The sequence below is a fragment of the Tsukamurella tyrosinosolvens genome (assembly GCF_900104775.1).
Taxonomy (GTDB): Bacteria; Actinomycetota; Actinomycetes; order Mycobacteriales; family Mycobacteriaceae; genus Tsukamurella; species Tsukamurella tyrosinosolvens.
In genome coordinates this window covers 4,454,912-4,480,226 of record NZ_FNSA01000003.1, presented here as the reverse complement: position 1 = coordinate 4,480,226, position 25,315 = coordinate 4,454,912, and the positions used below count along the sequence as shown (strand labels likewise).

Here is a 25,315-nt window from a genome sequence, read left to right as displayed (position 1 = left end):
GGCTATGAAGAAGTCTCTGGCGGTGCTCGCCGCATCGGCAATGCTCCTGGCGGGGTGCTCGTCGACGGTGGCGGGAACCCCCGTCCCCGATCCGTCCGGTGTGCCGAAGCCGGAGACCGGCTCGTTCGCGACCACGTCCCGGACCATCGGCTCGACGACGCAGGCCGACGGGGAGGCGCTCGAGGGATACCGGATGGCGGAGACCGTGCCGTTCATCCACGAGATCGATGCGGCGATGCATTTCCGCGGCAGCGTGCGCGCGACGTCCCGGTCGGCCATCCAGGGGATGGTCAAGGGAGTCTTCGGTCAAGCGGCGGGAGATGTGCTCGGCGCCAAGGCCGAGGTCGCGACTTCGGTGGGCGCCAGTGACACGCAGCAGGGCACCAAGTACGACTCGAAGAAGAAGGAACGCGGCGAGACCGTCGTCCTGGTCCGCATGGCGAGCCCGGCGGACGCTTCGTCCGCCGTCGGCCAGGCGCTGCGGGCCCGCGAGAAGGACTCCTCCGGCGACGATCTGCCGGCGAAGGTGGAGACCAGGGTTCCCGGCTACGACGCAGCCATCGCGTACACGCAGACGTACGGCGCCTCCGTCGGCACCGCGACGGTGGCCTTCCTCGCGTACAAGCAGTACGTGATCGGTGCCTTCGGTGACCTCTCCGTGGACCAGCTGCGCACCTTCTTCGACCGGCAGACCAAGGCACTCGACGGCTTCCAGCCGACGCCGCTCGACAAGGTGAGCACCCTGCAGCTCGACCCCGAGGGCGTCGCGAAGCTGACCCTCGCACCGTCGAAGGGCGACGGCGGCTACGCGCTCCCCGCGAGGTCCGCGGTACTGCGGCAGACCGACGTGTCCCGGTCGGTGAAGACCTTCGCCGACGCGGGCGTCGACGTCGTCGGAACCGGCGGCAGCACCGTCTACCGGGCGAAGGACGCGACGGGCGCGCAGCACGTCGTGGACGAGTTCACCGACGAGAACCGGAAGACCTTCACGAAGGTCGAGGAGGAGAAGGTCAAGGGCGTGCCCGGCGGGCGCTGCCTGACCTTCCCCACCTACGAGGGGGCGACCTCGAAGATGACCTGGTGCTCGGTCGCCGTGGGGCGGTACGTGGCGGAGTTCAATTCGTCCCAGCGGCAGCAGGCGCTCCAGGGGATCGGCGCGGCCTACCTGGTCCTGAAGAACGCCACCTAGGCGTCATGACGACGAAGGGGCGCACCCGGCCGGGTGCGCCCCTTCGTGGGTCTCGGGGAGGCTACTTCGCCTCGGACTCGGTCTTGATGTGCGAGAGGGTCTGCTTCATGCCGACCAGGAGGCCGCGCTCGAAGTCCTCGTTGCCGCCGAGGAGCGCGGCGATCAGTCCGCTGCTCAGCGCGGTGGTCTTGCCGTCCTTGGCCTCGCGGCGCTCGACGACGGTCGTCTTGTCGCCGTCGGGCACCAGGGTGAAGCTCCAGGTGGTGTGGTTCTCGGCCACGCGGAACGCGACGCGCTCGTTGGCCGTGAACTCGGTGACCTGGGTGTTGGTGGGCCAGACCTTCCAGCCCTGCCGGTTGATGTTCAGCATGCGGGTGCCCACCTTGATCGGGCCGCCGAACACGAACACCTTCTTGCACTGCGGGCTGCGACGGCCCATCGCCTCGAGGTCGGACACGACCGACCAGACCTTCTCCACGGGCGCGTCGATCACGACGCTCGACTCCAGAACGGGGGTTGCCATGACCGGATCCTACCCAGGAGTAGGAAGGGTCCGTCCAGCCCACGGCGAACGACCTTGCACTCGACCCTGCCGAGTGCTAGAAACGACTTAGCACTCGGATTACGTGAGTGCTAGGTCGAAGAGGTGAGACCGGGCCCTGTGCGCAACCCGCGCAGGTGACACGCCGGGTCGTCCGTCGCGGGCATCGAATCGACCTAGAAGACGTGTCCAAAGTAGGGCCGAACCGGCCCCTATCTGGAGGAATCACTTCGCAATGGCCAAGATCATCGCGTTCGACGAAGAGGCCCGCCGCGGTCTCGAGCGGGGCCTGAACGCCCTCGCCGACGCCGTCAAGGTGACGCTCGGCCCCAAGGGCCGCAACGTCGTGCTGGAGAAGAAGTGGGGCGCCCCCACGATCACCAACGACGGTGTTTCCATCGCCAAGGAGATCGAGCTCGAGGATCCCTACGAGAAGATCGGCGCCGAGCTCGTCAAGGAGGTCGCCAAGAAGACCGACGACGTCGCGGGCGACGGCACCACCACCGCCACCGTTCTGGCCCAGGCGCTCGTGCGCGAGGGCCTGCGCAACGTGGCCGCGGGCGCGAACCCGCTGGGCCTCAAGCGGGGCATCGAGAAGGCCGTCGAGGCCGTCTCCGAGCACCTGCTGAAGGCCGCCAAGGAGGTCGAGACCAAGGAGCAGATCGCTGCTACCGCGGGCATCTCGGCCGGCGACCCCGCCATCGGTGAGCTCATCGCCGAGGCCATGGACAAGGTCGGCAAGGAAGGCGTCATCACCGTCGAGGAGAGCAACACCTTCGGCCTCCAGCTGGAGCTCACCGAGGGCATGCGCTTCGACAAGGGCTTCATCTCGGGCTACTTCGCCACCGACGCCGAGCGTCAGGAGGCCGTGCTCGAGGACGCCTACGTGCTGCTCGTCGCCGGCAAGATCTCGACCGTCAAGGACCTGCTGCCGCTGCTGGAGAAGGTCATCCAGTCGGGCAAGCCGCTCGCGATCATCGCCGAGGACGTCGAGGGCGAGGCCCTGTCGACGCTCATCGTCAACAAGATCCGCGGCACCTTCAAGTCGGTCGCCATCAAGGCCCCCGGCTTCGGCGATCGTCGCAAGGCGATGCTGCAGGACATGGCGATCCTCACCGGTGGCCAGGTCATCTCCGAGGAGATCGGCCTGTCGCTCGACACCGCCGGCCTCGAGGTCCTGGGCCAGGCGCGCCAGGTCGTCGTAACCAAGGACGAGACCACCATCGTCGACGGTGCCGGCTCCAAGGAGCAGATCGAGGGCCGCGTCTCGCAGATCCGTGCCGAGATCGAGAACAGCGACTCGGACTACGACCGCGAGAAGCTGCAGGAGCGCCTCGCGAAGCTGGCCGGCGGCGTCGCCGTCATCAAGGCCGGTGCCGCGACCGAGGTCGAGCTCAAGGAGCGCAAGCACCGCATCGAGGACGCCGTGCGCAACGCCAAGGCCGCCGTCGAGGAGGGCATCGTCGCCGGTGGTGGCGCTGCTCTCGCGCAGTCGGGCTCCGTCTTCGACAGCCTCGCGCTCGAGGGTGACGAGGCGACCGGCGCGAACATCGTCAAGGTCGCGCTCGACGCCCCCGTCAAGCAGATCGCCGTCAACGCCGGCCTCGAGCCCGGCGTCGTCGCCGAGAAGGTCCGCAACTCGCCCGCCGGCACCGGCCTCAACGCCGCTACCGGCGTCTACGAGGACCTGCTCGCCGCTGGCATCAACGACCCGGTTAAGGTCACCCGCTCGGCGCTGCAGAACGCAGCCTCGATCGCGGCGCTGTTCCTCACCACCGAGGCCGTCGTCGCCGACAAGCCGGAGAAGGCCGGTGCCCCGGTCGATCCGACCGGCGGCATGGGCGGCATGGACTTCTAAGTCCTGCCACTCGGCTAAGGATTCGGGCCCGGCATCGTCTCGACGATGGTGCCGGGCCCTTCCTGTTTCCGAAAGTCGAGTCTTACGAGCCACCGCGGCGATATTCGGCGGCCGCGCCCGCAGAACTCGAGTTTCGGAAGGCACCGGGGCTATGACGAGCGGGCGACGTGGGCGACGAGCTCCGCCAGGGTTCGCTCCGACGCCGTGCCCTCCAGTGCCTGGTAGGCGACGACCAGCTGCCCCGGCGCCGCCGCCACCTCCAAGGTCGACCACTCCAGCTCGACCACACCCAGCTCCGGGTGCGCGATCACCTTGCTGCCGTTCGTCTTCGCCTGCACTTCGCCGACACCCCACAGCCGAGCGAAGTGCTCGCTCCGCACCGAGAGTTCGCCCACCAGTGCCATCAGCCGCGGGTTCGAGGGATTCGGGCCCGACAGCGCCCGGAGATTGCCGACCGACTCCCGCGCGACCGTGTCGTAGTCGAGGAAGACCTCCCGCGACCGCGGGTCGAGGAACAGCGACCGCACCATGTTGTCGCCCACGCGGAGGCCGATGCCGCGGTGCAGCTCCTCACCTGCCGCGTTGGTGCCGATGAGGTCGAGCAGCGAGTTGGTCACGATTGTCGGGTTCGGCCACGAGTCGAGCAGGCGGCGCACGACGCCGGACATCTCGTCGACCACCTCGCCGCCCCGGCCGTCGGGGAGCTCCGCCAGCTGCGCGAGGTGGGCGGCGCCGTCGGCGTCGAGCTGCAGTACCTCGGCGAGCGCGGCGACCACCGCGGGCGACGGCCTGCGGTCCCTGCCCCGTTCGAGACGCACGAGGTACTCGACGCTGATCCCTGCCTGCGCCGCTACCTCTTCCCGTCGCAGGCCCGGCGTGCGGCGCACGCCCATGGTGCGCAGCCCCAGTGTCGCGGGATCGACGCGTTCGCGCCGTGCGCGCAGAAACTCGCCGAGCAGATTCCCGTCCACCCGCCCCACGCTACCCATCAGCCCAGGTCCAGCCAGGTAGCGCGGCTACCCCGCAGTGGCACGGCCTGTCGCGCTCGGTTCGGGCCGGGCAGCGTCGTGGGCATGACCTCCTTGACTGATCGCACAGCCCTCATCACCGGCGCCGGAAGCGGCATCGGCGCGGCCACCGCCACTGCTCTCGCGGCAGCGGGCGCGCGGACGGCACTCGTCGGCAGACGCGCCGACCGCCTCACCGAAGTGGCCGCTGCGACGGGAGCCGGCCACGCCGCCGCCGACGTGACGGATCGCGCGGCGCTCACCGCCGCCGTGGCCGGGCTCCGCGACCGGGTCGGACGGTTCGACCTCGTGGTCGCGAACGCGGGCGCCATGCTGCCCGCGGCGTTCGACACCGCCGACCCGGACGACTGGGACGAGATGGTCGCGACGAACATCAGCGGCCTGCTCACCACCGCCAGGGCGACGATCGACGACCTCGCCGCTGCTGCCGAGACCGGGCCTGCCGACCTGGTCCTGATCGGCTCCATCGGCGCGCACATGGTCCTGCCCGGATACTCGGTCTACAACGCGACGAAGGCGGCTGTCGCGCACCTGACGAACCATCTCCGGGCGGAGTTCGGCCCCCGCGGCGTCCGCGTCCGCCTCATCGAGCCGGGCATGGTCGAGTCCGAGCTCGCCGCGGGCGTCACGGATCCGGACGCCGCCGCGGCACTGCGGCAGTACGCCGTCGAGAACCCGCCCATTCCGGCCTCCGCGATCGGCGACGCAGTGGCCTGGACTGCGGCGCTGCCTGTGGGGGTGAACGTCGCCTCGATGATCGTGCTCCCGACGGTGCAGGGGTGAGGCCGCGCGGAGTCGCACTCCGGCGGTTGGCAGAATTGATGGGAGTACCCGCCCGGCGATGAGGAGAACAGAGCGTGACCGCGGAGACCCTGCAGTTCCAGGCCGAGACCGATCAGCTGCTGTCGCTGATGATCCACTCCGTGTACTCGGAGAAGGACGTCTTCCTGCGCGAGCTGATCTCCAACGCTTCGGACGCGCTCGACAAGCTGCGGCTCGAGGCGTACCAGGACAAGGACCTCGACGCCGACGCCTCCGACCTGCACATCGAGCTGCGCACCGACCCCGAGGCCCGGACGCTGACGATCGCCGACAACGGCATCGGCATGAGCCGCGCGGACGTCGTCGACCTCATCGGCACGCTCGCCAAGTCCGGCACCGGCGAGCTCCGGCGCAAGCTGGAGGCCGCGAAGCAGGCCAAGGAGCAGGGCGCCTCCGCGGAGCTCATCGGCCAGTTCGGCATCGGCTTCTACTCGGCGTTCATGGTCGCCGACCGCGTGACCCTGGTGACCCGCAAGGCCGGCGAGGACACCGCCACCCGCTGGGAGTCCGAGGGCCACGGCACGTACACCGTCACCGACCTCACCGGCGACGACGTCCCCGCGCAGCACGGCACCACGATCACGTTGCACCTCCGCGCCGCCGACGGCGACGAGAGCCTGCACGACTACACCTCCGAGCACGTCCTGCGCTCGGTCGTGCGCCGCTACAGCGACTTCATCGCCTTCCCGATCCGCCTGGCCCCCACCCCGGCCGCCGAGGCCGACGACACCGAGTCCGACGGGGCCGAGGCCACGGAGCCGGAGACCCTCAACTCCATGCAGGCGCTGTGGGCGCGCCCGAAGGAGGAGGTCTCCGACGAGGAGTACGCCGACTTCTACCGCCACGTCAGCCACGCCTTCGACGAGCCCCTGGAGACCATCTCGGTCCGCGCGGAGGGCACCTTCGAGTACCAGGCGCTGCTGTTCATCCCGACCATGCCGCCGTTCGACATGTTCTACCGCAACACCAAGTCGGGCCCGGCGCTGTACGTCAAGCGCGTCTTCATCATGGATCACTGCGAGGCCCTGCTCCCGCCGTACCTGCGCTTCGTCGCAGGCGTCGTGGACGCGCAGGACCTGTCGCTCAACGTCTCCCGCGAGATCCTGCAGAACGATCGGCACCTGGTCATGATCCGCAAGCGCCTGGTCAAGCGGGTCCTGCAGACCGTCACCGCGCTCCGCGAGAACGAGCGGGAGAAGTACGACACGTTCTGGTCGGCGTTCGGCGCGGTCTTCAAGGAGGGCCTGCTCGACGACCATGACAACCGCGAGACCCTGCTCAAGGCATCGTCGTTCGAGTCCACCTTCAGCGAGACCGGCACCACCGGCCTCGCCGACTACGTCGCCCGCATGCCCGAGGGACAGGACGTGATCTACTACGCGGCCGGCGATTCCCGCGCCCGCCTGGAGGCCTCGCCGCACCTGGAGGCCTTCGCCGCCAAGGGCTTCGAGGTCCTGCTCCTCACCGATCAGGTCGACGAGCTGTGGACCACGGGTGCCGAGTTCGACGGTAAGCGGTTCGTCTCCGTCGCCAAGGGGGAGGCCGACCTCGGCGAGGACGCGCCGGAGGCCGAAGGCTTCGAGCAGCTGACGGAATGGCTGGCGAAGACCCTCGACGACGACGTCGCGGGCGTACGCCTCACCTCGCGCCTCACCACGTCGGCCGCGTGCCTGGTCGGCGGCGAATTCGACCTCACGCCGCAACTGGAGCAGATGTACCGAGCCAGCGGCCAGGAGGTACCCCGCACCCGCCGCACCCTCGAGCTGAACCCCGAGAACGACCTGGTGAAGTCGCTCCGCGACCGCGTCGCCGCCGCGGACGCGCCGGCCGAGGACGCGGAACTCACGGACGCCGCCGAGATCCTCTACGGCACGGCGCTTCTCGCGGAGGGCGGGTCCGTCGCCGACCCCGCCGCCTTCGCCGCGGTCCTCGCGCGTCAGCTCGGCCGCAGCCTCGGTTGACCCGGTCCGGCGCGAGACGACACCCCGCCGGGCCGGGGCGCGTACCGTCGGAACCATGGACTCAGCCGCTGCACGGGACCTGCTCACCGACTCGTTCGCCCGGATCCTCGAGCACGCGGAGGGCGTGACCGAGGGCCTCGACCCGGGGATCGCGAACCGGCGGATCGTGCCGGACGCCAACACGATCGCGTGGCTGGTGTGGCACAGCGCGCGGGTGATCGACGCGCAGCTGGCGCCGATCGCGGGCGTGGAGGAGGTCTGGACCGCGAACGACTGGTACGGCCGGTTCGCGCTCGACCTCCCGCCGGAGTCCACCGGATACGGCCACACCCGGGCCGACGCGGCCAAGGTGCACGGCAGTGACGCGCTGCTCATCGGCTACTTCCGCGACGTCGACGCGATGGCGAGCCGCTACCTCGCCACGATCACGCCGGACGAGCTCTCCCGCGTGATCGACACGGCGTGGGACCCGCCGGTCACCGTCGCGGTGCGGCTGGTGAGCATCGTCGACGACTGCGCCCAGCACCTCGGCGCCGCCGCCTACCTCAAGGGCGCGCTGCAGGACTGACGCCGAAAGCGCGCACCGAGTGCAGTGCCAGCTCGACGTACACGCGCCGCTCGTCGATCGGGTGCCCGAGCACCTGTTCGACCTGCCGGATCCGGTACCGCACGGTGTTGGGGTGCAGCACGAGTGCAGCGCCGGCGGCGCGGGCGTCGCACCCCGCGCTCAGGTAGGCGAGCGCTGTCTCGCGCAGCCGCGCCGCGGCCGCGGTGTCGTCCGCCAGCGCGCCGAGCTCGCGCTCCACCAGCGTCGACGGCCCGTCCGGTCCGGCGATGCCGTGCGCCAGGCAGGCGATTTCGACGTCCCGGTAGGCGACGAACGGGCGGCCCGTCCGCCGCGCGACCATCAGTGCGGCCGCCGACTCCTCGTGGCTGCGCCGGAAGCCGTCGATCCCGGGATGCGCGGTACCGAGGGCGCAGCGCACCGTCGGGGGGAGGTCGAGCCCGTCGGGCACGGACGATCCCGTGCTCCAGCAGCGCAGTGACCGGGCCCCGATCCGCTGGGCCAGGCGGTGCTCGCCGTGCACCGCGCGGTGCACGGCCGCGGCGGCGCGCTCGAGGAGCCGCTGCACGTCGGCGTCGGCGACGGCCTCGTCGACCCACAGCGTGTAGGCGGTGTGCGCGGGCACGACCGGGTAGTTCAGGGCGGCGGTCGCCTCCGCGGGGTCCACGTCCTGCCCGGCCAGCACCGCGTCGACGGTGGCCGCCTGCCGCGCCAGGGCGCCGCGCTGCCACTGCTCGCGCTCGGCGACGAACGTGCCGATCATCTGCTCGATGGAGGCGTCGAGCCACTGCGTGGTGCGCGGCCAGAAATGCAGTAGTACCTCCGAGCGCACCTCCGCGTCGGGGATCTCCACCGCCGCGGTCGTGGTGAACAGCCGCCACGCCGCACTCTGTCCCACACGGTAGACGGCCAGCAGGACGCGGAGTTCGAGGCCGCGCCGCGCCATCGTCCGCGCGAGGTCGTGCGTCTCCTCGCCGGGCCGGATGGTGATGGTCTCGCGCGTCGCGTTGCCGAGCACGCCGCGCCAGTGCGCGCGGGTGCTCGCGTCCAGCTCGGTGCGCAACAGCGGCTCGTCCATCTCCGGGAGGGCCGCGACGATCGCGTCGTCCACCTCGCCGACCATCGCGTCGAGGGCCTGCTCGTTCTCGGCCGCCCGCGCGAACTCCGCCAGCCACTCGCGGGCCGGTGGCGTCAGCCGCGCCATGACGCCCTGTTTTGTTCCAGCGGACAAACGCCTGCGCGAACGTTGCTCATGACGCCAAGAATATGACGGCCATCACAGTCGATGCTTGGAAGCGACGAACAACACAGCCGACCGCAGGAGCCCGCGATGATCGACCGCACCAGCCACTACATCGACGGCCAGTGGCGCCCGTCCACCGGAACCGAGTCCATCGACGTCATCGACGCGACGACCGAGGACGTCATCGGCCGGGTCGCCGCCGGCACCGCGGAGGACGCGGACGCCGCGGTGGCCGCCGCCCGCGCCGCGTTCGACGGCTGGTCGCGCACCCCGCTCGAGGAGCGGATCGGCTTCCTCACCCGCGCCGCGCAGGCGCTGCAGGCCCGGCAGACGGGGATCGCGACCCTGGTCAGCCAGGAAGTGGGCATGCCCTTCGCCTACAGCAACGTGGTCCAGGCCGGCCTGCCGGTGCAGTCCCTGGTGTCCATCGCCGAGGTCGCGAGCACCTTCGCCTTCGAGGAGACCGTCTACAACTCGCTCGTCGTCCGCGAGCCGATCGGCGTCGTCGTCGCGATCACGCCGTGGAACTACCCGCTGCACCAGGTGGTCGCGAAGGTCGCGCCCGCGCTGGCGGCGGGCTGCACGGTCGTGCTCAAGCCGAGCGAGGTCGCGCCGCTCACCGCGTTCGTGCTCGCCGAGGTCTTCCACGAGCTGGGCCTGCCGAAGGGCGTCCTCAACGTGGTCACCGGCACGGGCCAGTCCGTCGGCGAGGCGCTCGTCGGGCACGACGAGGTCGACATGGTCTCGCTCACCGGCTCCACGGTCGCCGGCCGCCGCATCGGCGCGGTCGCCGCGCAGAGCATCAAGAAGGTGGCGCTCGAGCTCGGCGGCAAGTCCCCGCTCGTCGTCCTCGACGACGCCGACCTCGTCGAGGCCGTGTCCGCGGGCCTCAACGGCTGCTTCCTCAACTCCGGGCAGACCTGCATCGCGCTGACCCGCATGCTCGTCCCGCGCGCCGCGATGCCGCAGGTCGAGGCCATCGCGGCGGCCGGCGTCGAGCAGATCCGCGTCGGCGGGCCCTTCGAGCCCGAGACCGTGCTCGGCCCGCTGGTCTCCGCGCAGCAGCGGGACCGGGTCGTCGGGTACATCGAGAAGGGCATCGCCGACGGTGCGCGCCTGGTCGCGGGCGGCCCGACGCCGCCGGACGGCCTGGACCGCGGCTACTTCGTGCGGCCGACGGTCTTCACCGACGTCTCCGAGGACATGGCGATCGTGCGCGAGGAGATCTTCGGCCCGGTCCTGGTGATCCAGGCCTACGACGACGAGGAGGACGCGATCCGCCTCGCCAACGACACCCCGTTCGGCCTCAACGCCGCCGTGTTCTCCGCGGACCGCGACCGCGCTATCGCCGTCGGCCGCCGCATCCGGGCGGGCCAGGTCCAGATCAACGACGGCGCCTTCAACATCCACGCCCCGTTCGGGGGCTACAAGCAGTCGGGCAACGGCCGGGAGTTCGGCGCGTGGGGCCTCGACGACTACCTCGAGACCAAGTCGATGCAGCTCCCCTGAGCGCATCACCCACGACCCCACACACTTCCGAGAGGACCACCGCCATGAGCTTCACCTTCGACGCGCGCCGCCGCGCCACCCTCACCGCCGTCGTCGACACCTTCGTCGCCTCCGTGCCCCGCGATGACGACCCCACCGGCTTCTGGGCCGTCAAGGGCAGCGACCTGCAGGTCGACGCCGCCGTGGAGGACTACCTCCTGGGACATCTCCCCGAGGAGCAGCTGGAGGGCCTCGGCCAGCTCCTCGACACCGCCGCCCTCGTGGGCATGAAGAACCAGCCGCAGGCCGTCCGCGAGGCCATCCTCGCGAACCTCGCCGGGATCACTCCCGAGTCGGGCCTCGCGGTCGCGAGCCTGCGCCAGCTCTCCACGATGATCGCGTACGGCCTCATGGACGATCAGGGCCGCAACCCGTTGTGGGCGGGGATGGGCTACCCCGGACCGGTGTCCGCGCCGCCCGCCACGCCCAAGACCATCACGGCGATCACCCCGACTGCGGGCGAGGCCCTCACCGCCGACGTCGTGATCGTCGGCAGCGGCAGCGGCGGCGGCGTGTCCGCCGCCGTGCTGGCGCAGGCCGGCAAGAACGTGATCGTGGTCGAGGGCGGCAGCTACCGCAACGAGTCCGACTTCGTGCAGAACGAGCTGTTCGCCTACCAGACCCTCTTCCTGCGCGGCGGCTTCTTCCCCTCCTCCGACGGCATGGTCATGCTCGCGGCCGGCGGCACCGTCGGCGGCGGCAGCACCGTGAACTGGTCCAACTCGCTGAAGACGCCCGAGACCGTCCGCAAGGAGTGGGCGGGCGCGGGACTCGACGACGCCCTCGGGCCCGAGTTCGACGAGCACCTCAACGCGGTCTTCGCCCGCATGGGCTGCAACGAGGACGTCGCCCTGCAGAACGGTCCGCACGAACGACTCTCCGACGGTGCCGCCGGCCTCGGCTACTCCTACCGCAAGGTCGACCTCAACGTGAACCCCGACCGGTTCGACCCGGTCCGCAGCGCCTACAGCGGCATGGGCGATCAGACCGGCGCCAAGAACGGCACGATGCGCACGTTCCTGCAGGACGCCTCCGACGCGGGTGCGCGGCTGCTGCCGAACACCCGGGTGCAGCGGATCACCACGGCGGACGGCGCCGCGACCGGTGTCGAGGCGACGTACACCGACCCGGCGACGGGCCAGCAGACCGCCGTCCGGATCGACGCGCCCACGGTCGTCGTCTCCGCCGGCAGCCTGGAATCGCCCGCCCTGCTGCTCCGTTCGGGCATCGGCGGGCCGGCCGTGGGAACCACGCTGCGGCTGCATCCCGCCACGCTGGTGAGCGGCGTCTACGACGAGCCGCAGGACCCCTGGTACGGCCCCGCGATGGCCGGCGTGATGAACGAGTTCGCCGACGCCGAAGCGGGCTACGGTTTCCTCATCGAGAGCGTGCAGCACCTGCCGGGGCTCTTCAACAGCGTCGTCCCGTGGCTCGGAGGCGCCGCGCACAAGGAGCTGACGGCGCAGTACCGCAACCGCGCCGACTGGGTGGTGCTGGTCAAGGACCGCGGCGTCGGCTCGGTGACGATCGACGAGGACGGCGAGGCCGTGCACGCCTACCCGTTCGACGACGAGCTGGACCGCAAGCACTTCCGCGAGGGCATCACCGCCTCGATCCGGATGCAGGAGGCCGCCGGCGCGCGGCGGATCTACGTGGCCGGCCAGCGCTTCGCGCCGTGGACCCGCGGCGACGACCTGGACGCCTTCATCGCGCAGGTGAACGAGATCCCGATCGGACCCGGCGGCACCCCGGTGTTCAGCGCGCACCAGATGTGCAGCGCCCCGCTCGGCGCGGATCCCGCGACCTCCGTGGCGAATCCGTCGGGCGAGCTGCACGACACCCGCGGCGTGTGGATCGCGGACGCCAGCGGCATGCCCACCTGCTCCGGCGTGAACCCGATGATCACCACGATGGCGCTGGCGCGGCGCACCGCGACCAACCTCCTGGCCGCCGGCGCCTGACCTGCGTACAGAAACCGGCCCTCAGCTCGTCCTCGACGGAAATACTTCCGCGCGACCGAGCTGAGGGCCGGTTTGTGGTGTCTCGGCGGCTACAGGTCGGCGACCTGCGGCAGCACCTCGGCGCCGATCCACTCGACGTGATCGAGGTCGCTCTGGTCGAGCACCTGCAGGTACACGCGCGACGCGCCCGCCTCGGCGAAGGTGCCCAGCTTGTCGACGATCTCACCGGCGGAGCCGGTGAGGCCGTTCTCCCGCAGCTCGGGCAGCTCGCGGCCGATGGTCGCGGCCCGCCGCGCGACGGTCGCCTCGTCGTGGCCGCCGCACACGACCTGGGCGGCCGACTTGACGATCGACTGCGGATCGCGGCCCGCGGCGACGGCGGCGGCGTCGACGCGCGCCCACACCGCCGCGGCCTCGGTGACCGGGACGAAGGGCGTGTTGTACTCGTCGGCGAACCGCGCGGCCAGGGCGGCGCTGCGCTTCTTACCGGCCCCGCCGAGCACGATCGGCACGTGCTTCTGCGCCGGCTTGGGCAGCGCGGGGGAGTCGACCAGCGAGAAGTGCTCGCCGCGGAAGGTGTAGGGGCCCTGCGACTCCCACAAGCCCGTGACGATCTCGAGCGTCTCCTCGAAGCGGTCGAACCGCTCCTTCACGTCGGGGAAGGGGATCGCGTACGCCGCGTGCTCCTCCTCGAACCAGCCCGCGCCGAGCCCCAGCTCCACGCGCCCGCCCGACATCTCGTCGACCTGCGCCACCGAGATGGCCAGCGGCCCGGGGAACCGGAAGGTCGCGGAGGTGACCAGCGTGCCGAGGCGGATGGTCGAGGTCTCGCGGCCGATCGCGCCGAGGGTGATCCACGAGTCGGTGGGGCCGGGCGCCCCGTCGACGTTCATCGCGACGTAGTGGTCCGACCGGAAGAAGGCCCCGAACCCGGCGGCCTCCGCGGTCCGCGCGACGGCGAGCTGGTCGGCGTAGGTGGCGCCCTGCTGGGGTTCGACGAAGATGCGTAGCTCCATGGAAGACCACTGTGCCATCACAGCCGGGGCCGTGTCCGATCGAAGGGGGCCTGCACGAGCCGGATGTCGCTGTGGCGCTCGAGGGCGCGCCGCTCGTACCGGGCGTCGAGCCGGTGTCCGTCGACGGTGCCGGCGACCCGCAGGCCGTCGGGCACCGTCGTGACGCGCAGCTCGACGGGGGCCGCGCCCGCGCCCCGCCGCACGGTGAAGCGGTCGCCGTCGGCCCGCAGGCCCCAGGCGGTGACGGCGCCGTCGGGGGTCTGGGTGACGAGGCTGTCCTGCGCGGAGCCCTTGGCTGGGCGGTCGGCGGTGCCGCGGAGCGTGATCGCGATCGACGTCCACGCGGGGCCGGCGGCGCCGACGGCGAGGGCCGGCGCGCCGTCGACGGTCAGCGCCGTGGCGCGCCAGACCCCGTCGCGCGGATCCCGCGGCGTGTTCATGGTGTCGACCCGCGCCAGGTTCCCGGCGACGGTGGCGGCGATGAGGACCGCCGCGAGGACGGCCGCCACGACGGTCCCCGTGCGGCGCGCGGTCGACGCCCCGGCGGGCAGGACGGCGCGCAGCAGCGCCCGGCGGTGCGGGAACACCAGGACCAGGGCGATCACCAGGAGCTCGGCGGCGAGCAGCTTGACCGGTACGTCGTAGAACAGGTTGAGCAGCACGATCTGCGTCAGCGCGACGACGGACAGGAGTGCGCCGGCGAGGCGGGTGCGGGGCACGATCAGCAGGAGTCCCGCGGTGAGTTCGATGGCGCCGGTGATGACCGTGTAGGGCGTGGACGCGGCCATGTAGCCCCAGAGCAGCGAGAAGGGTTCGGTGTCGCCGACCGCCTGCAGCTGGTAGGCGGGGAGGTTCATGTGGCCCATCTGTGCGGGGATCACCTTGGCCAGCCCGTAGAGCAGCATGGCGACCGCCAGGACGCCGCAGGCGATTCCACGCAGTACCCGGGTGGCGCGGTCCACGCCGGCCGCACCACGGTCGCCGGCCCGGACGGCGAGCGCGCCCCACGCGAGGCCCCCGGCGACGCCGAGGACGAGCGCGCCCGCATGGAACTGCCATGCCCACGCCAGGTCGCTGCCGGTCGCCACGTCGACGGGCGCCGGATCGGTGCCCGTGACCAGCGCCCCGACGGCGCCGACGGCCCGCCATGCGGGCGTGAACAGCGCCGCGGCCGAGAACGCGGCGAAGATCTGGGACAGCAGCACCGCAGCTGTGAACAGGACGAGGACGAGGCCGGAGACGGCGAGCGCGACGGTGCGCGCGACCGTGCGGGCGGGAGTGGGGGTGTCTGCTCGGGTCATGGCACCACCGTATCGAGTGGCTTTGGTTACCCTAACCTCACGGGGGTCGGGGTGGATACCTCGGACGTCGCGTCATGTGCTTTGATAAGCCTGTCCTAAATAATCCGAGAAAGGGCTTCTTCATGGCCAAGCACGTGCGATACCTCGTCGCCATCCTGTGCGCCGTCGGGCTGGTCGCCGGGTGTGGGGGCGGCTCGACCGACTCCGGCACCGAGGCTTCCGCGACGCGCACCGTCAGCACGGTGAAGGGCGACGTGACCATCCCGGTCAAGCCGAAGCGCGTCGTGCTGCTGAACTACAACCTCGCGGGCTACCTGTACGACCTCGGCCTGCCCGTGACCGCCATGGTCACCGAGTACACCGACCGCGACCCGGCGAAGGCCCAGCCCTTCGACGCGTGGAAGGACGACTTCACCAAGGCCGGTACCAAGTTCATGCACTGGCCGGCCGGCGGTTACGACCTCGAGGCGATCGCCGCGGAGAAGCCCGACCTCATCGTCGGCGGCGGCCTCGGCTTCCCGTTCAAGCAGACCAACGACGCCTACGACCGGCTCAAGGCCATCGCGCCGACCCTCGTCGTCGACAACAAGGCGGAGAGCTGGAACCAGCAGTTCGAGTTCCTGGCCAAGGCCTTCGACCAGCCGCAGGTGTACCAGGACGCCGTGAAGAAGTACGACGAGCGCATCGCGCAGGTCAAGGCCGGCATCACGCCGCCCCCCGGCCCCGTGGCCTTCCTCTCGATGACCGCGCAGGGTAAGGCCTACGGCCTGATCGAGAACCGCGGCGTCCCCGCGGAGTTCGCCAAGGTGGGTATCGAGGCCGCACCGATCTTCGCGAGCGGCAAGTTCAAGCCGTACACCGCGGGCGGCGACTCGTACGAGATCACCCCGGAGCAGCTGCCCAGCACGGTGACGCAGCCGTCGGTGTTCATCGTGGGCTTCAGCGGCCAGACCTTCGACGCGAATTCGCTGCGCTCGCAGCCGGTCTACGCCTCGCTCCCGGCCTTCACCGCGAACCGGGCATTTGACCTGCCCTACTGGGTGCAGCGCCCCGACTTCGACAAGGCCATCGCCACGCTCGACGTCGTCGAGAAGATGTTCAAGAAGTAGCCCGCTCCACACCGCGACAGCCGCGGCCGGATCACTCCGGCCGCGGCTGTTTCGCGTTCCAGTCCCTGGGGATTCAGTCCGGGACGACCTGCACGACGGCCTCCTGTGTCACCGTCGCCACGAGCTCGCCGTCGGCGTAGAAGTGCCCGGTCGTCAGTCCCCGCCCGCCGCGCGCGACGGGGGAGTCCACGACCAGGAGGTGGAACGCGTCGAACCGGGTGTGCCGGTGGAACCACAGCGACTGGTTCAGCGTCGCCGCCCCCACCCGGTCGTAGCCCCAGGACAGGCCGTGCCGGGCGATGATCGGGTCCTGCACCGTCAGGTCCGAGGCCCAGGCCAGCGCGGCGTCGTGCAGCACCTGATCGCCGGGCAGCGCGCCGTCGGCGCGCATCCACACCAGGCCCCGGCTCTCCGCGTCCTCGGTGCCCCGCTTGTCCCACACCGGGTCCGACGCGAACCGCATGTCGATGGGGTGGGAGGCGTCCACGAGGGTGCGCAACGCCGATTCGTGCCCGGCGAAGCGCTCCGCCATCGTCGGGAGGGCCGACGGCTCACCGGCCTCCGGCGCGGGATCGGCGTGCTCCAGCGGGTTCGGGGCGTCCGCCTGGTAAGCGAGCGTCATGACCGCGAGGATCCGTCCGTCCTGTTCGACGGTGACCTGCCGGTTCGCCGCACCCCGGCCGTCCCGCAGCCGTGTCACCCGATAGGTGAGATCCTCCGTGACCGTGCCGAGTTCGATGAAATGGGTGTGCGCGGCGTGCAGCGGCAGGCAACCGGTGCCCGAGAGCGTCGCGCCCGAGGCCACGATCGCCTGCGCCAGGATCTGGCCGCCGAACGTGTGCACGCCGACCTTCGCCGGGTGCCGCCCGGTGTAGACGTCCGCCGCCTCGGTCCCGTCCAGCCGCAGGACGTCGAGGAACTGCTCGAAGTCGCTGCCCGACGGTGCGTCCGGCGCCGCGGAGGCGACCGCGCGCGCCGCTATCCCGGCGATGGAGCGCCCCTCCAGGACGTCGCGCGCGCTGAGCTCGAAGCCGCGCCGCCGGGCCCGGGAGACCACCTGCAGGGAGATGAGCGAGTCGCCGCCCAGCTCAGTGAAGTCATCGGCGAGGCGCACGCCGTCGCCGAGCAGCTCGCGGGCGACGTCCAGCAGGACCTCCTCGGCCGCGGTCGCGGGAGCGCGGTCGTCGCCCGCATCGGTGCGGGCGGCGGGGACGGGCAGCGCGTCCCGGTCCAGCTTCCCGGTGGGGCCCAGGGGGAGCCGGTCCAGCACGACGTACGCCGCGGGCACCATGTGCGCCGGCAGCTCCGCGCCGAGGGCGGTCCGGATCGCGTCCGGATCGGGCTGCGCGCCGTCGTTGCGCACGAGGTAGCCGACGAGCCGGTCGTCGCGCACCAGCACGGCCGCGGCGCGCACGCCGGGCTGCCGCGCGAGCGCGGTCTCGATCTCGCCGAGCTCGATCCGCAGGCCCCGGATCTTCACCTGGTGGTCGGCGCGGCCGTGGAACGAGAGGGTGCCGTCCTCTCGCCATGCCACGAGGTCGCCCGTGCGATACATCCGGGAACCGGGTTCCCCGAAGGGATTCGCCACGAACGTCGCCGCCGTGAGATCGGGCCGGTGCAGGTAGCCCTGCGCCAGCGAGTCGCCCGCGAGGTACAGCTCGCCGAGGACGCCCGTGCCCACCGGGTTGAGGCCCTCGTCGAGCACGTAGCAGGGCAGATTCGGATCGGGCCGGCCGATCGGCAGCGGCCCCGGGTCGTCGGGCTCGTACCGCCAGGTGACGGCGTTGATCGTCGCCTCCGTCGGTCCGTAGCAGTTGAACAGGGCGCGCCGGCCCCGTCCCCAGTGGTCCGCGAGCTCCGGGTCGAGGCGCTCGGCGCCCACCATGAAGATCACGGACGGGTCCACCTCGGCGTGGTCGGGCATCGCCGCGAGGAAGGAGGGCAGCAGGTTGATCACCGAGACCCGTTGCCGCTCGATGTAGTCCAGCAGCTCGTCGCCCGGCACGCGGACGGCGTCCGGCGCGATCACGGACGTGGCGCCCGCCATCAGCGGACCCAGCACCTGGAGCACCGAGATGTCGAAGCTGGGCGACCCCGTCTGCAGTACCCGCTCGTCGGGGCGGAAGCCGAGCACCTCGACCACGAAGGCCATGAGGTCGGGGAGGCCGCGGTGGCTCACCGCGACGCCCTTGGGGCGCCCGGTCGTGCCCGACGTGTAGATGACGTAGGCCAGTGCGTCCGGCGTGAGGCCCGCCCGGGCGTGCGCGGGGTCGGTCGCGTCGCCCGCGGTGTCCCACGGGTCCACGGCGTGGACGGGAACCTCGTCGGGGGCGGCGGTGGTGGCCGCCTCCGGCACGTCGCCACAGGTCAGCACGGCCGACGGTGCCGCGTCCTCCAGGAGGAACTGCAGGCGCGCCGCGGGGTACGAGGGATCGAGCGGCAGGTACACCGCGCCCGCCTTGAGGACGCCGAAGACCGCGACGTACCAGGGCAGCCCGCGCTCGGCGAAGACCGCGACCACGTCCTGCTGCCGCACGCCGTCGGCGTGCAGCCGGCGGGCGAGGCGGTTCGCGGCCTCGTCGAGCTCCCGGTAGGTCAGCTGCCGGTCCTCGCAGACGACGGCGGGGTGATCAGGCGTCGCGGCGACGTGGGTGCCGAACTCCTGGAGCAGCGGCCCGTACGCGCCGCGGAGCGGCACGTCGCCCAGCTCGAGCATCGCCGCCCGCTCGTCGGCGGGCAGGGTGCCGATCGCGCCGACCGGGGTGTCGGGCGCCTCCACGACGGCGCGCAGCACCTGGGTGAGCCAGCGGCCGTAGGCCCGGACGGTCCCCTCGGAGAGCACGTCCGTGCGGTAGCCCAGGCCCAGCGTGAGCCGCTCGCCGGGCAGGACGACCACGGTGAGCGGGTAGTGCGTGGCGTCGGTGATGTCCACGCCCGTGAGGTCCAGCCCCGGCTCGACCGGCTGCACGCTCCGGTCGGAGAGCGGGAAGTTCTCCGTGACGACCATCGTGTCGAAGAGCTCGCCGAGGCCGGCCGCGCGGGTGATCTCCACCAGTCCGAGGTGATGGTGGTCCGAGAGTGCCAGTCCGCGGCGGTGCACGTCCGCGAGGACCTCGCCCACGGGCTGCTCGGGCGTCGCCCGCACGCGGATCGCGATGGACTCGCCGAGCTGCCCGACCATCGTGCCCACGTCGGGCACTTCCACCGGGCGGCCGGAGACGGGGCAGCCGAAGACCACGTCGCGGCGCCCGGTGAGGCGGCCCAGCAGCAGGCCCCACGCGGTGTGCAGGACGCCGGTCAGCGTGACGCCGCGGGCCCGTGCCAGCTCGGCGAGGCCGCGCGTCAGGTCGTCGTCGAGCTCCACCAGGATGCGCTCGGGTGCGGCATCGGCGGCGCCGGAACCCGTGGGCGCCAGCAGCGTCGGGGCCTCCAGGCCCTGCAACTCCTCGGCCCACGCCGCGCGGGCGGCGGGGACGTCCCGGTCGGCGCGCCAGCGGTAGTAGCCGTCGAGCGGAGCGGGGACGGGCGCCGCGGGGCCGCCGCCCAGTTCGGCGTAGATCGCGAGCAGCGTGCGGCCGGCGATCGGCATGGACCAGCCGTCGAGCAGCGAGTGGTGGTTGGTCAGGGCGAGGCGGTACCTGTCGGAGCCGGTGCGGCACAGCAGGAACCGGATGAGCGGCGCCGTCGACGGGTCGAACCGGCGCGCCTGCTCTGCCGCGGCGATCTCGGCGAACGCCGCCGCCGGATCCGGGCGGTCGCTCACATCGACGAAGGTGACATCGGGGCGCACCGTCTCCGGGACCACCTGCACCACGTCGGACGAGGTGGTGTAACCGAGCCGCGTGCGCAGCGCGGGTACGCGCCGCAGCAGCTCCGCGGCCGCGGCGGCCATCCGGTCCGGATCCACGGGGCCGTCCAGGTAGGTCGCGGCCTGCACCGTGTAGACGTCGGGCTCGCCGTCGGCGAGCAGCTGGGACTGGTACGCGAGGCCGACCTGCAGCGCGGTGGCCGGCAGGACGTCGGCGATCGGCCCGTCCCGCTCCAGCAGGTCGATGTCGGCCTGGTCCAGCGTCACGAGCGGCAGGTCCGACGGGGTCAGGCCGCCACCGTCGGGCCCGATCCGCTCGGCGTGCGCGGCCAGCGCGGCCAGGGCCTCGGCCCAGCACGCCTGCAGCTCTGCGACCGTCGCCGCGTCGAGCACGCCGCCCGCAGCGGTCCACTCGACGGTGAGTCCGTCGGCGCCGTCGAAGCAGTTGATCGCGAGCACCTGTTCGAGCGCCTTCGCGGCGGGGTCGAGCACGGCGAAGGGCGTGTCGCCGGGGAGCCGCCAGCCGTCGTCGGGCGCGGCGAACCGGCCCAGGTAGTTGAAGACCACGTCCGGCGCCGCGCCCAGCGGCTCGGCCCCCGGGTCGAGGTGCCGGAGCACGCCGTACCCGATGCCGCGGCCGGGGACTCCGCGACGGGCCTCCTTGACGGCGCGGACGAGCCGCCCGGCCGCGTCGCCTCCGGCGAGGGCGTCGTCGAGGTCCGCGTCGCTCAGCGGGACGGGCAGGCGGACGGGGTGTTCCACGGTGAACCAGCCGACGGTCCGCGCGAGATCGGCGGACGGCAGCACCTGCTCGCGGCCGTGTCCCTCGACGGTGACCGTGGCGGCCCGCTGCGGGGCGAGGCCGGCGCGGCGGCGGCGCAGGCGCAGCGCCAGGGCGAGGGCGGCGAGGAGGGTCTCCTCCGCGTTCGCGCGGTAGGCGTGGGCGAGTCCGTCGGTGACGGCCGAGGCGACGGGGGCGGCGGTGCGGGTGCGCGTGGTCGTGGCGGTGCCGACCCGGTCGACGGCGGGGTCGAGCAGCCGCCCGCCGAGGCGCTCGGCGTCGGCGAGCGCGGCCCGCCAGTGGCCGAGTTCGCCTCGGTACGTGCCATTCTCGCCCTGCTCGGCGAGGGCGAGGGCGTGCGCGCGCCAGGGCGTCGCCTCGGCGCGCAGCGCGGGCGCGCGGCCCGCGGCGGCGTCCCGGTGCGCCTGCGGCAGGTCCTGCAGGAGCACGCGCCAGGAGACTCCGTCGACGGCGAGGTGGTGGATCACCAGGACCAGCCGGTCCGGGGCGCCGTCGCCGCGCACGATCCTCCCGCGGAGCACGGCGCCGGCGGCGGGGTCGAGCTCGGCGGCCAGGTCGGCAGCCACGTCCTCGACGGTGCCCGCGCCCTCGCCGACCTCGAGCGGCGGGGCGGTCTCGTCGACGGTGAGCGTCGCGGCGCCCGAGAGGCGCAGCCGCAGCGCGGGATGCGCGGCGACGACCGACTGCAGCGCGGCCCGCACGGTCGCGGCCGTGGCGCCGGCGGGCAGCTCGGGGGCGATCCACTGCGCGTAGCCCGCGATGTCCCGCCGATCCGCGGTGAGATCGAGCAGCGCGGCGACGATCGGCGGCGCGGGGAACTCACCCTCGGCCGGAACGACGGGGCCCGCGTCCAGCGTCCCGGTCTCGGTGGCTCCGGCGGCGAGGGTCGCGAAGCTGCTGCCGGAGAGGAAGTCCCGAGGGCGCACGTCGAGGCCGGCGGCCCGGAGCTCGCTACACACGGTGATCGCGCTGATGCTGTCGCCGCCCAGGCCGAAGAAGTCGTCGTCGACGCTCACCTCGGGGACGTCGAAGGCGGCCGCGACCACCGCGCAGAGCAGCCGCTCGCGGTCGGTCCGCGGCGCGCGGCCGCCCGCCTGCACCGCCGGCGCGGGCAGGGCGGCGCGGTCGAGCTTGCCGTTGATCGTCACCGGCAGCTCGTCCAGCACGACCACCGCCGACGGCACCATGTGCTCCGGCACGGCGTCGCCGAGCGCGGCGCGGACCCCGTCGGCGGTCACGGCGCCGGTCACGTAGCCCACCAGGCGATCCCGGCCGGCGTCCGTGCGGACGACCGCGGCGGCGCTGGTCACGCCGGCGACGGCGGCCAGGGCGGTCTCGACCTCGGCGAGCTCGATCCGGTAGCCGCGGATCTTCACCTGGCCGTCGCCGCGGCCGAGGTACTCGTAGCCGCCGCGGTCGGCGTCGCCGACCCACCGCACGCGGTCGCCGGTGCGGTACATGCGGGAGCCGGGCTCGCCGAACGGGTCCGCGACGAACCGCTCCGCGGTCGCGGCGGGCAGGTCGAGGTAGCCGCGGGCCAGGTGCGGCCCGGCGAGGTACAGCTCGCCGACCTCGCCGTCCCGGACCGGTTGCAGCGCACCGTCGAGCGCGTAGGCGGCGGTCCCGGGCACGGCCCGCCCGATGACGGGCGTCTCGCCCGCCAGGACGGCGGCGGTGGCGTCGACGGCGGCCTCGGTGGGGCCGTAGACGTTGACCGCGGGTACCCCGGTGGCCGCGATCCGGCGCCACAGCGCGGGACCGGTGGCCTCGCCGCCCAGGATCAGGAGCGACGGGCGATGCTCGCCGTCGAGTAGGCCCCCGTCGATGAGCGGCGCCGCCATCGACGGGGTGGTGTCCACGACGTCGATGCGGTCGGCGCGGTACGCGGACAGCAGCGCGTCGGCGTCCCGCGCGGTCTCCGTCGAGTACACGTGCAGCGCATGGCCGCTCAGCAGCCAGAGCAGCTGGTCGAGGGAGGCGTCGAACGAGAAGGAGTAGGTGTGCGCGCAGCGCAGCCGACGATCCGGCTCCCCGGCGACGGCGAGATCCACCAGCGTCGCGCGGTGGTGCCGCAGCAGGCTGGTGAGACCGCCCGCGCGGGCCGCGACGCCCTTCGGGCGGCCCGTGGAGCCCGACGTGTGGATGACGTAGGCGAGGTGGTCCGGGTGCCGCGGCGCGGCGAGCTCCGACTCGCTGAGCGGATCGCCGGAGAACGCCTCGAGTCGGGCGCGGACGTTCGGAGCGTCGAGCATGATCGACGGGACCCTTTCGGGCACAGCGGATGAGCCATCGGTCAGCAGCAGCACCGGGCGCGAGTCCGCGACCAGCTCGGTGTGCCGGGCGGCGGGGTGCCCGGGGTCCAGGTACTGGTACGCGGCGCCCGCGTCGAGGACCGCGAGGATCGCGACGACGAGGTCGACGCCGCGCGGCAGCGCCAGGGCCACCACGTCGTCGGCGCCGGCGCCCTCGGCGCGGAGCAACCGGGCGGTGCGGTGCACCCGCGCGGCGAGCTCGCCGAAGGTGAGTCGCTCGGCGCCGTGGACCAGGGCGAGCGCCTCGGGATCGCGGCGGGCCTGGGCGTCGAGGGCGGCGGGCACGTCCTGCGGGGCGTGCGCGGATTCCGGTGTGCGGGAGCGGTCGATCAGGGCGGTGCGCAGGTCCTCCGGGAGCAGCTCCACCTGGCCCAGCGCGGGCGCGTCGGGCGAGGACAGTGCGGTGATCAGTGCGGTCACCGCGTCGAGCCGGCCCTGCACCTGCTCCTGCGTCGCCGAGCGGGCGTCCACCTCGAAGCCCAGCAGCAGCCCGCCCGACGACGTGGGGATCACGCTGAGCCCGTAGTCCTCCGGCGGGCCGCCGGCGACGTTGCGCATCGTGCCCTCGGAGCCCCCGAAGTCGAGGGTGAGGTCGAAGGCCTTGAGGTTGATGCCGCGCCCGTGCAGCAGCGCGCCGACGTTCGGCGCGCCCAGGTCGCGCGGGAGGTCCTCGCCGCGGTAGCGCTGGTGGGCGCGCATGCGCCGCATGGTCTCCGCGACCCGGGCACTCAGGTCCGCGAGCCGGTCGTCGGCGCGCACGGGTAGGCGCAGCGGCAGCACGTTCACGGCCATCGCCGGGGTGCGCAGCGCGACGCCGCCGCTGCGGCACATGAGCGGCATGGCGAAGACCACGTCGGACTCGCCCAGCGTGCGGTGCAGGAAGGCGGCGTAGCAGGCGATGAGGGCCTCGCCCCAGGTGGTGCCGGACTCGTCGGCGACCCGGCGCAGGGCGTCGAAGACCTCGGCCGGAAGCTCGGTCCGCGCGGTGCGGACCTCGCCCGCGGGGCCGTCGACGCCGGGGCGTTCCGGCAGTTCGGGCAAGGGCGTCAGTTCGTCGCGCCAGTAGGCGCGGTCCGCCTCGTGGCGCTCGCTCGCGCGGTACTCCTGATCGGCGGCGACGAAATCGGCGAACGAGCCGAACGGCGACTTCGGCGGCTCGGCGCCGGTGCGGAGGGCCGTGTAGTGCGCGGCGACACGGCGCGAGAGCATCGCGGCCGAGTAGCCGTCGAAGACCAGGTGGTGCCCCAGCTGCGTGTACCAGACCTCGGTGTCCGAGAGGCGGAGCACGCGGAAGGCGAACAGGTCGCGGTCGGTCATCCCCGCGCACGTCGCCGCGAGCCGGGCGCGCTCGGCGGCGACGGCCGCCTCCGCTGCTGCCCGCGGGTCCGGCTCGTCCCGCAGGTCGACGACGTCCGGCGCCGGGGCGGCACCGTCGTCGATCCACTGTCGCGGGCCGTCCGGGGTCTCGGCCACCCGCAGCCGCAGGCTGCCCGCCTCGGCGACGGTGCGGGCGATCGCCGTGCGCAGGGCGTCGATGTCGACGACGGCGTCGCCGACGATCTCGAGCACGTCGCCCACCACGTAGTACGGCGAATCCGGTTCCAGCCGTTGCGCGTTCCAGATCCCGTGCTGCGCCGCGGTCAGCGGGAGCAGGTCCGGTGCGTCGGTGCCGGCCGGAGCCGGGGAGGGGGCGGCCTCTGCGAGGGTCACGTCGGGGGCTCCTGGGCGGTGATTCGGCTAACGGGGAAGGTCGGCGCGCTGCGGGCGGAGGTCCGTCCACGTGGCCTCGATGTGGCTCCGGCAGTCCTCGCGCGCGGCGGGACCGAATTCGACGGTCCAGCCCGCGGGGACCTCCGCGAAGCGGGGCCACAGCGAGCGCTGATCGAGCGCGTTGCGCAGCACGAGGAAGCCGGCGTCCGGCTCGTCGAACGGGTTCATCCGCCGACCACGAGCCGCTGCCAGTGGGCGAGCTCCGGCTGCTCCGCGAGGTCGGGGAACTCGAGCTCGGCGGCGCCCGCGTCGCGCCAGCGCTGGATCAGCGTCATGACCCGCACCGAGTCCAGGCCCAGGTCGAAGAGGTTGTCGTCGTCCGCGATCGACTGCGCGGGGACCTGCAGCAGTTCGGCGACGTCGGCGCGGACGCGGTCCGCGGTCAGCGGGGAGGTGGACATATCGGAAACCGTCTCCTTGGGGTAATCTGCGGTGCGGTCAGGTAGGTAAGCCTACACTTGCTGATGAGGCGTCCCGCCTG

General features: G+C 72.5%; 16 protein-coding genes. 8 read left to right on the top strand and 8 right to left on the bottom strand.

Annotated elements, in window-relative coordinates:
• Positions 1-4 precede the first annotated feature (4 nt).
• On the top strand, positions 5-1,189 hold the full coding sequence (locus BLW32_RS24245; protein ID WP_139286307.1) for a DUF7373 family lipoprotein: 1,185 nt from the start codon (positions 5-7) through the stop codon (positions 1,187-1,189).
• A gap of 61 nt (positions 1,190-1,250) precedes the next feature.
• On the opposite strand, the gene BLW32_RS24240 is transcribed toward BLW32_RS24245, so the two are convergent.
• Positions 1,251-1,712, bottom strand: a complete 462-nt coding sequence (locus BLW32_RS24240) for an SRPBCC family protein (protein ID WP_068522898.1) — start codon at positions 1,710-1,712, stop codon at positions 1,251-1,253.
• Positions 1,713-1,965: 253 nt separating this feature from the next.
• Here BLW32_RS24240 and groL point away from each other — a divergent pair, with 253 nt between their 5' ends.
• Positions 1,966-3,588 carry a chaperonin GroEL gene (gene groL / locus BLW32_RS24235; protein WP_068522897.1) on the top strand — a complete coding sequence of 541 codons (1,623 nt, stop codon included), beginning with the start codon at positions 1,966-1,968 and terminating at the stop codon, positions 3,586-3,588.
• Positions 3,589-3,737: 149 nt separating this feature from the next.
• Here groL and BLW32_RS24230 read toward each other — a convergent pair whose 3' ends face one another.
• On the bottom strand, positions 3,738-4,559 hold the full coding sequence (locus BLW32_RS24230) for a helix-turn-helix transcriptional regulator (RefSeq protein WP_082791359.1): 822 nt from the start codon (positions 4,557-4,559) through the stop codon (positions 3,738-3,740).
• A 102-nt stretch (positions 4,560-4,661) separates the two neighbouring features.
• Here BLW32_RS24230 and BLW32_RS24225 point away from each other — a divergent pair, with 102 nt between their 5' ends.
• From BLW32_RS24225 to BLW32_RS24215, 3 genes are all read left to right on the top strand, one after another.
• Positions 4,662-5,399 (top strand): SDR family oxidoreductase, encoded by a 738-nt coding sequence (locus tag BLW32_RS24225; protein ID WP_068522895.1) that lies wholly within the window; start codon positions 4,662-4,664, stop codon positions 5,397-5,399.
• A 74-nt stretch (positions 5,400-5,473) separates the two neighbouring features.
• A complete protein-coding gene (gene htpG / locus BLW32_RS24220; RefSeq protein ID WP_074850824.1) occupies positions 5,474-7,399 on the top strand; it encodes a molecular chaperone HtpG in 1,926 nt (641 codons plus the stop codon).
• Positions 7,400-7,454: 55 nt separating this feature from the next.
• Positions 7,455-7,967 carry a mycothiol transferase gene (locus tag BLW32_RS24215; RefSeq protein WP_068741412.1) on the top strand — a complete coding sequence of 171 codons (513 nt, stop codon included), beginning with the start codon at positions 7,455-7,457 and terminating at the stop codon, positions 7,965-7,967.
• Here the strand turns inward: BLW32_RS24215 and BLW32_RS24210 are convergent.
• Complete coding sequence (locus tag BLW32_RS24210) at positions 7,945-9,168, bottom strand: PucR family transcriptional regulator (protein ID WP_068741413.1); 1,224 nt, start codon at positions 9,166-9,168, stop codon at positions 7,945-7,947. The genes BLW32_RS24215 and BLW32_RS24210 overlap by 23 nt on opposite strands.
• A gap of 126 nt (positions 9,169-9,294) precedes the next feature.
• Here BLW32_RS24210 and BLW32_RS24205 point away from each other — a divergent pair, with 126 nt between their 5' ends.
• Both BLW32_RS24205 and BLW32_RS24200 read left to right on the top strand, forming a co-directional pair.
• Positions 9,295-10,716 (top strand): aldehyde dehydrogenase family protein, encoded by a 1,422-nt coding sequence (locus BLW32_RS24205; RefSeq protein WP_068741414.1) that lies wholly within the window; start codon positions 9,295-9,297, stop codon positions 10,714-10,716.
• A gap of 44 nt (positions 10,717-10,760) precedes the next feature.
• The gene (locus BLW32_RS24200; RefSeq protein ID WP_068741415.1) at positions 10,761-12,716 is read left to right on the top strand and encodes a GMC family oxidoreductase N-terminal domain-containing protein; all 1,956 of its coding nucleotides are present in this window, start codon (positions 10,761-10,763) and stop codon (positions 12,714-12,716) included.
• A gap of 89 nt (positions 12,717-12,805) precedes the next feature.
• On the opposite strand, the gene BLW32_RS24195 is transcribed toward BLW32_RS24200, so the two are convergent.
• Entirely contained in the window at positions 12,806-13,732 is a 927-nt protein-coding gene (locus tag BLW32_RS24195) for an LLM class F420-dependent oxidoreductase (RefSeq protein WP_068741416.1), read from the bottom strand.
• A gap of 17 nt (positions 13,733-13,749) precedes the next feature.
• Positions 13,750-15,033: a hypothetical protein gene (locus tag BLW32_RS24190; protein ID WP_068741417.1), complete on the bottom strand. Its 1,284-nt coding sequence runs from the start codon at positions 15,031-15,033 to the stop codon at positions 13,750-13,752.
• A 122-nt stretch (positions 15,034-15,155) separates the two neighbouring features.
• On the opposite strand from BLW32_RS24190, the gene BLW32_RS24185 reads away from it, so the two are divergent.
• Entirely contained in the window at positions 15,156-16,142 is a 987-nt protein-coding gene (locus BLW32_RS24185) for a Fe2+-enterobactin ABC transporter substrate-binding protein (RefSeq protein ID WP_068522888.1), read from the top strand.
• Between the two features lie 73 nt (positions 16,143-16,215).
• Here BLW32_RS24185 and BLW32_RS24180 read toward each other — a convergent pair whose 3' ends face one another.
• From BLW32_RS24180 to BLW32_RS24170, 3 genes are read right to left on the bottom strand one after another with little or no spacing between them, the layout of a single operon-like run.
• Complete coding sequence (locus BLW32_RS24180) at positions 16,216-24,774, bottom strand: non-ribosomal peptide synthetase (RefSeq protein ID WP_068741418.1); 8,559 nt, start codon at positions 24,772-24,774, stop codon at positions 16,216-16,218.
• Between the two features lie 27 nt (positions 24,775-24,801).
• Positions 24,802-25,002 (bottom strand): MbtH family protein, encoded by a 201-nt coding sequence (locus BLW32_RS24175; RefSeq protein WP_068741419.1) that lies wholly within the window; start codon positions 25,000-25,002, stop codon positions 24,802-24,804.
• Complete coding sequence (locus BLW32_RS24170; protein ID WP_068522885.1) at positions 24,999-25,235, bottom strand: phosphopantetheine-binding protein; 237 nt, start codon at positions 25,233-25,235, stop codon at positions 24,999-25,001. Before BLW32_RS24170 ends, BLW32_RS24175 begins: the two co-directional genes overlap by 4 nt.
• Positions 25,236-25,315 lie beyond the last annotated feature (80 nt).